This window comes from Kitasatospora sp. NPDC057518 (assembly GCF_042802075.1).
In the GTDB taxonomy this organism is placed as follows: domain Bacteria; phylum Actinomycetota; class Actinomycetes; order Streptomycetales; family Streptomycetaceae; genus Kitasatospora.
This window is the reverse complement of record NZ_JBHVEU010000329.1, coordinates 1-9,873: the sequence shown is the minus strand read 5'-3', so window position 1 is coordinate 9,873 and position 9,873 is coordinate 1. Positions and strand designations below refer to the sequence as shown.

At 71.7% G+C, this 9,873-nt stretch carries 7 protein-coding genes; 5 read left to right on the top strand and 2 right to left on the bottom strand.

Translation table 11 applies throughout. The features are described from left to right. Positions 1-26: 26 nt before the first annotated feature. Complete coding sequence (panB, locus tag ACFU7Z_RS28090; RefSeq protein ID WP_049652786.1) at positions 27-896, bottom strand: 3-methyl-2-oxobutanoate hydroxymethyltransferase; 870 nt, start codon at positions 894-896, stop codon at positions 27-29. Between the two features lie 322 nt (positions 897-1,218). On the opposite strand from panB, the gene ACFU7Z_RS28085 reads away from it, so the two are divergent. From ACFU7Z_RS28085 to ACFU7Z_RS28075, 3 genes are all read left to right on the top strand, one after another. Beyond that, a complete protein-coding gene (locus ACFU7Z_RS28085) occupies positions 1,219-2,826 on the top strand; it encodes an MFS transporter (protein ID WP_380780453.1) in 1,608 nt (535 codons plus the stop codon). Positions 2,827-2,986: 160 nt separating this feature from the next. Beyond that, entirely contained in the window at positions 2,987-3,616 is a 630-nt protein-coding gene (locus ACFU7Z_RS28080) for a TetR/AcrR family transcriptional regulator (protein ID WP_074000856.1), read from the top strand. A gap of 221 nt (positions 3,617-3,837) precedes the next feature. Further along, positions 3,838-4,893, top strand: a complete 1,056-nt coding sequence (locus ACFU7Z_RS28075) for an endonuclease/exonuclease/phosphatase family protein (protein ID WP_075983689.1) — start codon at positions 3,838-3,840, stop codon at positions 4,891-4,893. A 33-nt stretch (positions 4,894-4,926) separates the two neighbouring features. Here ACFU7Z_RS28075 and ACFU7Z_RS28070 read toward each other — a convergent pair whose 3' ends face one another. Beyond that, a complete protein-coding gene (locus ACFU7Z_RS28070) occupies positions 4,927-6,681 on the bottom strand; it encodes an NAD+ synthase (protein WP_380780451.1) in 1,755 nt (584 codons plus the stop codon). A 174-nt stretch (positions 6,682-6,855) separates the two neighbouring features. On the opposite strand from ACFU7Z_RS28070, the gene glnA reads away from it, so the two are divergent. Together glnA and ACFU7Z_RS28060 are read left to right on the top strand one after the other, a co-directional pair. Further along, positions 6,856-8,217, top strand: coding sequence for a type I glutamate--ammonia ligase (gene glnA, locus ACFU7Z_RS28065; RefSeq protein ID WP_049652796.1), 1,362 nt, complete (start codon positions 6,856-6,858; stop codon positions 8,215-8,217). A gap of 182 nt (positions 8,218-8,399) precedes the next feature. Next, positions 8,400-9,815, top strand: a complete 1,416-nt coding sequence (locus ACFU7Z_RS28060; protein WP_380780449.1) for a hypothetical protein — start codon at positions 8,400-8,402, stop codon at positions 9,813-9,815. The last annotated feature ends 58 nt before the right edge of the window (positions 9,816-9,873 follow it).

The window sequence follows — 9,873 nt, the reverse complement described above, 5'->3', positions numbered from 1 at the left end:
CGTCGGTCCTCCTCGTTCCCTGGTCCTTACGTGAAGCTGTGCTCGGCCGCGGGGAAGGCGCCGGTGCGGACGTCCTGGGCGTAGGCGCGGGCGGCGTCGCCGAGGACGGTGCGCAGGTCGGCGTACTGCTTGACGAACTTGGGCACCCGGCCGGCCGTCATGCCGGCCATGTCGGTCCAGACCAGCACCTGGGCGTCGGTGTCCGGGCCGCCGCCGATGCCGACGGTCGGGATCGCCAGCTGCTCGGTGACCTGGGCGGCCAGCTCGGCCGGGACGGCCTCCAGCACGACCGCGAAGGCGCCGGACTGCTGGACGGCCTTGGCGTCGCGGAGCAGCTGGTGGGCCGCCTCGTCGCCCCGGCCCTGGACCGGGTAGCCGCCGAGGGCGTGCACGGACTGCGGGGTGAGGCCGATGTGGGCCATCACCGGGACGCCGGCCTCGACCAGCAGCTCGATCGAGCGGGCGCTGCGCTCCCCGCCCTCCAGCTTGACCGCGCCGACCCCGGCCTCCTTCATCAGCCGGGCCGCGTTGTGCATGGCCTGCGCGGGGGACTCCTGGTACGAGCCGAACGGCAGGTCGGCGACGATCATGGACCGCTTGGTGCCGCGGACGACGGCGGCGGAGAGCATCACCATCTGATCCATGGTCACCGGGACGGTGGTCTCGTAGCCGAGGTGGCAGTTGCCCGCCGAGTCGCCGACCAGCAGCACCGGGATGCCGGCCTCGTCGAACACGCCCGCGGTGAGGGCGTCGTAGGCGGTCAGCATCGACCACTTCTCGCCGCGCTGCTTGGCGGCGGCGAGGTCGCGGACGGTGACCCGGCGGTTGGTGACCCCGCCGTAGAGGGTGGTGGTCGACGCCTGGTTCTGGGCAGGCGAAGGCGTAGAAGCGTTCATCGAACGGACTCCTGAAGGGTTGTCGTCTCGTGGCGCCGTACGGCGTCCCCGGATCACCTCCATGCTTGCACGCCCCGGCTCCGGCGCAAAGAGGGGTGCGTTCGTCCCGGTGCGATCCACGCCACACCGGGTGCGATCCGCGCCGCACCGGGTGCGCGGGCGCCCCGGGCCGGGGTGCGCGGGAGGCCCCCGAATTTGCCTGCTCTTTACGAAACGGGTTCGTCTCGTATCGTATCGGCCGCTAGTCTGGTGCGGGGGGTTACGAGACGCATTCGGCTCGGAATTGCCCGCCAGTGCCACACCACCACGGACGGGAACACCCATGACCACCGAAGCCGCGCCACCCCGCGTGCCGGAAGCCATCCACCGTCGGCGCTGGGCGATCCTCGGCACCCTGCTGCTCGCCCTGCTCGTCGTCGTGCTCGACAACTCGATCCTCAACGTCGCGATGAAGACCATCGCGACCCCCGCGCCGGTCGGCCTCGGGGCCACCCAGAGCGACCTGGAATGGTCGATCAACTCCTACACCCTGGTCTTCGCCGGGCTGCTGTTCACCTCCGGCCTGCTCGGCGACCGGTTCGGCCGCAAGCGCGCGCTGCTGGCCGGCATGGTGGTCTTCGGGATCGCCTCGCTGCTGTCCGCGCTGGCCGCCTCGCCCGGTGAACTCATCGGCTACCGCGCCCTGATGGGCGTCGGCGGCGCGCTCGCGATGCCCGCCACGCTGGCGATCATCATGAACGTCTTCGAGCGCTCCGAGCAGCCCAAGGCGATCGGGATCTGGGCCGGCGCGGTCGGCCTGGCCATCGCCATCGGCCCGATCACCGGCGGCCTGCTGATCGAGCACTTCTGGTGGGGCTCGGTCTTCCTGGTCAACGTCCCGATCGTGGTCGTCGCGGTGATAGCGATGGTGATCCTGGTCCCCGAGTCCAAGGACCCCAACCCGGGCCGGATGGACCCGATCGGCGTGCTGCTGTCGATCATCGGCCTGGTCGCGCTGATCTACGGCATCATCAAGGGCGGCGAGCTGGCCGACTTCACCGCGGCCGGGGCCTGGGTGCCGACCCTGGTCGGCGTGGTCGCGCTGGTCGCCTTCGTCTGGTACGAGCGCCGCACCGCGTTCCCCGCGCTGGACGTCACCTGGTTCCGCAACCGGGTGTTCAGCGCCTCCGTGGTGGTCGTCGGCGTGATCTTCTTCGCGCTGATGGGCGTCTCCTTCTTCGGCGTCTTCTACATCCAGAGCGTGCGCGGCTACAGCGCCCTCCAGGCCGGCGTGCTGATGCTGCCGCTGGCCGCCGCCCAGCTGGTGTTCGCGCCGCGGGCCCGGCTGGTGGTCGACCGCCTCGGCGTCGCCGCCACCGCCGCCGGCGGCATGCTGCTGGTCGCGCTCGGCTTCGTCGGCTACGTCGTGCTGACCGCCACCACCCCGATCTGGGTGCTGGTCCTGCTCGGCCTGGTGATGGGCGCCGGCATGGCGCACGTCATGCCGCCGGTCACCGTCGCGATCATGGCCTCGCTGCCCCGCGAGAAGGCCGGCGCCGGCTCGGCCGTCAACAACACCTTCCGCCAGGTCGGCGGCTCGCTCGGGGTCGCCGTGCTCGGCGCGGTGCTCTCCACCGTCTACCGCGACGGGATGGCCGACACCCTGACCCACCTGCCCGAGGGGCTGCGCGACAAGGCCGGCGAGTCGCTGGAGGCCACCCTGGCCATCGCCGGCCGCATCCCCGGCGGCGAGGCGCTGATCGCCCCGGCGAACGACTCCTTCATCCACGCCATGCACGTGGTCGCCTCGCTCTCGGTGGGCGTCTCGGTGATCGGCGCCGTCGTCGCCTGGTTCCTGCTGCCGGGCCGCTCGGCCGCCCCCGCGGGACCGGCCGGATCGGCCCCCGAGCAGCGCGGCCAGGAGCGGGAGTCCGCGGCCGCGGACGCCTGACCGGCGGTCGGCCGTACCGCGACTGAGTGACAATGGCCCTGTCACCCGGGTACGCCCGGGTGGCGGGGCCTCGGTCCCGGCAGGCCCCCTGCCGAGGGCCCACCGGAGGACACCCCACGGCGCCAGGGCGACCGGGGAGGACGAGGGAGAGACAGCGGGGATGAAGACGGACACGCCGACCGCCGGCACCGGGCAGCACTGCGCGGAGGTACGCCGTGGCCGGCCCCGCAGCGAGGCCGCCGAGCAGGCCATCTTCGGGGCCGTCGAGGACCTGATGGCCGGCGGCACCGCGCTGTCCGAGCTCACCATCGAGGGCATCGCCGCCGCCGCCGGCGTCGGCAAGGCCACCATCTACCGGCGCTGGCCCAACAAGGAGGCCCTGCTGGTCGACGTGGTCAGCCGACTGGAGGAGCCGCTGCCGGAGCCCACCGGCGCCGGTGCCCGGGCCGACCTGATCGCCCTGGTGGACCACGTCCGCCGGCGCGGCCTGGCCAAGCGCACCCGCTGGGTGCTCAAGGCCGCCCTCGGCCAGATGCAGACCCTGCCCGAGCTGTACACCGCCTACCGGGACCGGGTGATCAAGCCCCGCCGGGAGGTCGGGCTCGGCCTGATCCGCCGGGCCGTCGCCGAGGGCGTGATCCGCGACGACCTCGACCTGGAACTGCTCAACGACCTGCTGATGGGGCCGATCCTCTACCGCAGCATCCTGTGGGACGACTCCGACCTGGAGGACCCCGACCTGGCCCGCAAGCTGGTCGACTCCATGCTCGAAGGCCTCGCACCCCGCTGACCCGGCCGGACGGCGCCCCGGACGCGGCCTCGCCCACCGAACCGGACGCGGCCTCGCTCACCAAACCGGGCCACGCCGGAACCCGCTCAGCGGGCCCGACGTCTGTCCCGGCATAGGCTGAGCCGGGTATCCGATCAAACCGGCACCGGTCCGGTCGTGCCCGCACCTTCGACGGTCCGGGTACCGGAACGGCGGCGGCACGAGCGAACGGGAGCCACTTCATGGCGCAGGCGGACAGGACCGAACGGATCGCGGCCCCAGGGGGCGGCGCCGACGGCCCGGCCCCCGCGTCGCGTCGAGGCGGCTTCCTCGGCCTGCGCCACTGGGGCCGGGACGCCCGCGGCAGCACCACCTGGCGGCGCGGCCTGGTGGTCGCCGCGCTGGCCGTGCTCACCGCCGCGCTGATCGCCCTGCACGCCGAGGTCCCCAACAGCGCCGGCAACCTCGGCAGCCTGCTGGAGACCTTCCTGCCCTGGCTGGGCCTGGCCGTCCCGGTGCTGCTGGTGCCCGCGCTGCTGCGCCGCTCCGCCACCGCGCTGATCGCCCTGCTGCTGCCCGTCGTGCTCTGGGCCAACCTGTTCGGCGGCCTGCTGAGCGACAAGAGCGGCGGCAAGGGCGACTGGACGGTGGTCAGCCACAACGTCGCCGCCGCCAACACCGACGTGCCGGGCACCGTCCGCACCCTGGTGGACTCCGGCGCCCAGATCGTCGCCCTGCAGGAGCTGGCCGGCAAGCAGCTGCGCTCGTACGAGACCGGGCTCGCCGCCGCCTACCCGCACCACACCGTGGAGGGCACCGTCGGGCTCTGGTCGAAGTACCCGATCGGCGACGTCACCCCGGTGGACCTGAAGATCGGCTGGACCAGGGCCTTCCGGGCCGAGGTCACCACCCCGCAGGGCCCGGTCGCGGTGTACGTCGCGCACCTGCCCTCGGTGCGGCTGAAGGCCGAGGGCGGCTTCACCGTCAACCAGCGGGACGTCAGCGCGCAGGCGCTCGGCGACGCGATCCAGGCCGAGCCGCTGAAGAAGGTCCTGCTGCTCGGCGACCTCAACGGCACCATGAACGACCGCAGCCTGGCACCGGTCACCTCGCAGATGCGCTCGGCCCAGGGCGCCGCCGGGGACGGCTTCGGCTTCAGCTGGCCGGCCGCCTTCCCGATGGCCCGGATCGACCAGATCATGAGCAAGGGCGGGCTGAAGCCGGTGGACTCCCGCACCCTGCCCCGGGACGGCAGCGACCACCTCCCGGTGGCCGCCACGTACCGGTACTCCTCCTGAGGGTCGGCGGCGTGGGGACCAGCCGGGTGGGGGTCAGCCGCGCCGCCAGCGGTTGGTGATCGGCAGGCGGCGGTCCCGGCCGAAGTTCTTGGCCGAGATCTTCGGGCCCGGCGGGTACTGGCGCCGCTTGTACTCGGCGGTGTCGACCAGCCGGACCACCCGGTCCACCAGGGCCGGGTCGAAGCCGGCCGCCACGATCGCGTCCCGGCCCTCGTCGCCCTCGATGTAGCGGGTCAGCAGGCTGTCCAGCAGGTCGTAGTCGGGCAGCGAGTCGGTGTCCACCTGGTCCGGCCGCAGCTCGGCGGACGGCGGCTTGGTGATGGTGTGCTCCGGGATCGGCGGCACCTCGCCGCGCCGCCCGGCCTCCTCGTTGCGCCAGCGCGCCAGCCGGAAGACCAGCGACTTGTAGACGTCCTTGACGGGCCCGTAGGCGCCCACCGAGTCGCCGTACAGGGTCGAGTAGCCGACCGCCAGCTCGCTCTTGTTGCCGGGCGCGAGCACCAGGTGCCCCTCCTGGTTGGAGATCGCCATCAGCAGGGTGCCGCGCAGCCGGGACTGGAGGTTCTCCTCGGCCAAGCCGGTCAGCTCGACGGCCCCCAGGTAGGCGTCGAACATCGGGGCGATGGAGACGGTCCGGAAGCGCAGCCCGGTCCGGCGGGCCAGCTCGGCCGCGTCGTCCCGGGAGTGCTGGGAGGAGTAGCGGCTGGGCATCGAGACGCAGTGCACGTTCGGCGCGCCGACGGCGTCCACCGCGATCGCGGCCACCAGCGCCGAGTCGATGCCGCCGGACAGGCCGATCAGCACGGAGTCGAAGCCGTTCTTGGCCACGTACGCCCGGGTGCCGGAGACCAGCGCGGCCCAGATCTCGGCCTCGTCGGACAGCCGCGGCGCCACCCCGGCGGTGAGCGGTTCGGCGGGCGCGGCCTGCGGCCCGCCGCCCAGCTCGGTACGGACCAGGTGCAGCCCGTCGCCGAGCAGCAGGCCGTCGGTGTCGTCGCCGGCGGCGGCCGGCAGGTCGAGGTCCAGCACCAGCAGGTGCTCCTCGAACTGCGGGGCGCGGGCCAGGACTTCACCGTCCGCGCCGACCACGATCGAGTCGCCGTCGAAGACCAGCTCGTCCTGGCCGCCGACCATGTTGACGTACGCCAGGGCGCAGCCCGCCTCGGCGGCCCGGCGCCGCACCAGCTCCAGCCGCTGGTCGTCCTTGTTCCGCTCGTACGGGGAGCCGTTGACCACCAGCAGCAGCCCGGCGCCGGCCTCGCGGGCGGCGGTGACCCGGCCGCCGTCCTGCCAGATGTCCTCGCAGATCGCCAGTGCGACGTCCACCCCGTGCAGCCGCAGCACCGGCAGCTGGTCGCCCGGGACGAACCAGCGGAACTCGTCGAACACGCCGTAGTTGGGCAGGTGGTGCTTGGCGAAGCGGGTCACCACCTCGCCCCGGTGCAGCACGGCGGCGCAGTTCTGCGGGGAGCCGGCCGGGCGGTTGAAGCGCGGCGAGGCGTGCTCGGAGCGCCCGAGGTAGCCGACCACCACCGGGACCCCGCCCAGCCCCTCCGCCGCCAGCCGGGCGGCCAGGGCGACCAGCGCGGCGCGGGAGGCCTCGACGAAGGAGTGGCGCAGGGCGAGGTCCTCCACCGGGTACCCGGTGAGGGCCATCTCGGGGAAGGCGACCAGCTGCGCGCCGGCCTCCGCGGCCTGCTTGGTCCGGCGCACCACCTCGTCGCCGTTGCGGGCGAGGTCACCGACCCAGGGGTCGGTCTGGCACAGGGCGAGACGGAGATTGGGCATGCCCCGAGTGTAATCGTCTAACTGACGCGATGTCCTGGGCAGGGGTCGGCGGCGGGGGTCGGCACTGCCGGGCCGGGCGGGGATCGGCCATGATGGGGGCAACCGCTTTACGAGGTCTTTCCACGGCCTCCGGGGCGTAACACGAGCGTAAAGAGCAGAGGTGAGACTGTCCCCATGGGCAAGCAGCAGCAGTTCGTGCTTCGGACGCTCGAAGAGCGTGACATCCGGTTCGTCCGGCTGTGGTTCACCGACGTGCTCGGCTTCCTGAAGTCGGTCGCGGTGGCGCCGGCCGAGCTGGAGCAGGCCTTCGAGGAGGGCATCGGGTTCGACGGCTCGGCGATCGAGGGGTTCGCCCGGGTGTACGAGTCCGACATGATCGCCAAGCCGGATCCGACCACCTTCCAGATCCTGCCGTGGCGCTCGGAGACCCCGGGCACCGCCCGGATGTTCTGCGACATCCTGATGCCGGACGGCTCGCCCTCCTTCGCCGACCCCCGGTTCGTGCTCAAGCGCACCCTGGAGAAGGCCTCCGAGCAGGGCTTCACCTTCTACACACACCCGGAGATCGAGTTCTTCCTGCTGAAGAACCTGCCCGGCGACGGCACCCCGCCGATCCCCGCCGACCAGTCCGGCTACTTCGACCACACCCCGCGCGGGGTGGGCCACGACTTCCGCCGCCAGGCGATCACCATGCTGGAGTCGATGGGCATCTCGGTCGAGTTCTCGCACCACGAGGGCGCCCCCGGCCAGCAGGAGATCGACCTGCGCTACGCCGACGCGCTCTCCACCGCCGACAACATCATGACCTTCCGGCTGGTCATGAAGGAGGTCGCGCTGGAGCAGGGCGTGCACGCGAGCTTCATGCCCAAGCCGTTCTCCGAGCACCCCGGCAGCGGCATGCACACCCACGTCTCGCTGTTCGAGGGCGACCGCAACGCCTTCCACGAGTCCGGCGCCGAGTACCAGCTCTCCAAGGTCGGCCGGTCCTTCATCGCCGGGCTGCTGAAGCACGCCGCCGAGACGGCCGCCGTCACCAACCAGTGGGTGAACTCCTACAAGCGGATCTGGGGCGGCTCCCAGCGCACCGCCGGGGCCGGCGGCGAGGCGCCCTCGTACATCTGCTGGGGCCACAACAACCGCTCGGCGCTGATCCGGGTGCCGATGTACAAGCCGGGCAAGCAGGGCTCCACCCGGATCGAGGTCCGCTCCCTGGACACCGGCTGCAACCCGTACCTCGCCTACGCCGTCACCCTCGCGGCCGGCCTGAAGGGCATCGAGGAGGGCTACGAGCTCCCGCCCGGCGCCGACGACGACGTGTGGGCGCTGACCGACTCCGAGCGCCGGGCCCTCGGCATCCAGCCGATGCCGCAGAACCTCGGCGAGGCCATCGACCTGATGCAGCGCAGCGAACTCGTCGCCGAGACCCTCGGCGAGCACGTCTTCGACTTCTTCCTCAGGAACAAGCACAAGGAGTGGGAGGAGTACCGCTCCGAGGTCACCCCGTTCGAGCTGCGGAAGAACCTCCAGGTGCTGTGAGCGGCTGGCGGCCGCTCAAACCGTTTCCGGCCCGCTGTCGTCCGAAGGGACGACGGCGGGCCGTCCTATGGAGTGGATCTGCGACGGATCGCCGGTCGCGGTGGCGGAATGTGAAGCTTGTATGACCGGGTGTCATGGTCCGATGGGGTCTGAATGTCCGTTTCATCCTGAAAGAGGATCACATGACCTCCTCCGTCAGTCGCGCCGCCGCCACCCGACTGCTCGTCCGCCGGACCTGCGTCGTGGGTGCCGCCGTGGCCGCCGTCGCGGGCCAGCTGCTGGCCGTCCCGACCGTCGCCGACGCCCGCGGTTCGGGTACGGGCACCGGTGCGAACGCGGGTGCGCAGTACCCGCAGAACTCGCAGAACTCGCAGGCCCCACAGGGCGCGCAGAGCCCGCAGAACTCGCAGAGCTCGCAGCTCCCGCAGCTCCCGCTGCACCCGAAGAACCCGCTGGAGCTGCTGCAGTCGTTGCAGTCGAAGAACCCGCTCCAGTCGTTCCAGGCGCTGCAGTCGCCGCAGCCGCACCGCCCGCAGCAGCGGGCCACCACGATCGCCGAGAACCAGCTGCCGTTCACCACCCGCTTCGAGGGCGACTTCCACGGCTCCATCACCCGGATCAGCAACTCGCTGATGACCTGCGACGAGACGAAGGCGCCGCTCGACCCGGAGCAGCCGCCCTGCGAGGACGCCCGCAAGGGCCTCGGCTCCCGGCCGATCAACAACAAGTACGAGATGAAGTACATCAACATCGACCCGGGCTCGGTCGGCCCGCTCGGCGACGGGATCTACTCCGCCAGCTCCGCCGACCTGGGCCTGATCGACGGCTCCCGGGTCAAGTACGCCCGGCTGTACTGGGGCGGCACCCGCGGCATCGACGACGTCGTGCTGCCGGAGAACCAGATCGACGAGGTGTACCTGAAGGTCCCGGGCGAGGGCCAGTACCGCAACATCGCCAACGACCAGCCCTCGATCGGCTACATCACCACCGACGTGGAGAGCAGCTACCAGGCCTCCGCCGACATCACCGACCTGGTCCGGCAGGCCGGCAACGGCACCTACACCGTCGCCAACATGGACTCGGTGGTGAAGCCGCACAGCTGGGGCGGCTGGACGATCGTGGTCGCGTACGAGAACGACTGCAAGCCGTACCGGCACATCCACCTGTGGGACGGCTTCCGGGTCGAGCTGCCGGACAGCCCGCCGCGCGAGTTCGACCTCACCGGGCTGCAGACCCCCGCCGCCGGCCCGGTCGCGGGCAAGCTCGGCTTCGTGGTCTACGACGGCGACCTCAAGTGGACCGGCGACACCCTCGCCATCAAGTCCACCAACGGCCCGCAGGCGCTCTTCTCGGACCTCAACCACGCCTCCAACGACGCGTTCAACTCCACCATCGAGGAGCTGACCCCGGCCGACCAGTTCATCCGCACCCCGTACAACCGCAACAACTTCGGCTACGACTCCAACCGTTGGGACATCTCGCCGTTCCTGCGCAACGGCGACACCGACATCAAGGTGCTGTTCGACACCGACAAGGACGGCTACGACCTGGGCGTCTTCTACGCCTACGTCAACCTGGACGGCTCCACCGAGGGCTGATCCGCCGAGGGCTGATCCACCGTCCGGCCACGGCGCCGCTGCCGCACCACCCGCACCG

Coding starts and splice junctions, on each gene's coding strand:
- panB (WP_049652786.1), bottom strand. CDS start 896: ATGAACGCTTCTACGCCTTCGCCTGCCCAGAACCAGGCGTCGACCACC.
- ACFU7Z_RS28085 (WP_380780453.1), top strand. CDS start 1,219: ATGACCACCGAAGCCGCGCCACCCCGCGTGCCGGAAGCCATCCACCGT.
- ACFU7Z_RS28080 (WP_074000856.1), top strand. CDS start 2,987: ATGAAGACGGACACGCCGACCGCCGGCACCGGGCAGCACTGCGCGGAG.
- ACFU7Z_RS28075 (WP_075983689.1), top strand. CDS start 3,838: ATGGCGCAGGCGGACAGGACCGAACGGATCGCGGCCCCAGGGGGCGGC.
- ACFU7Z_RS28070 (WP_380780451.1), bottom strand. CDS start 6,681: ATGCCCAATCTCCGTCTCGCCCTGTGCCAGACCGACCCCTGGGTCGGT.
- glnA (WP_049652796.1), top strand. CDS start 6,856: ATGGGCAAGCAGCAGCAGTTCGTGCTTCGGACGCTCGAAGAGCGTGAC.
- ACFU7Z_RS28060 (WP_380780449.1), top strand. CDS start 8,400: ATGACCTCCTCCGTCAGTCGCGCCGCCGCCACCCGACTGCTCGTCCGC.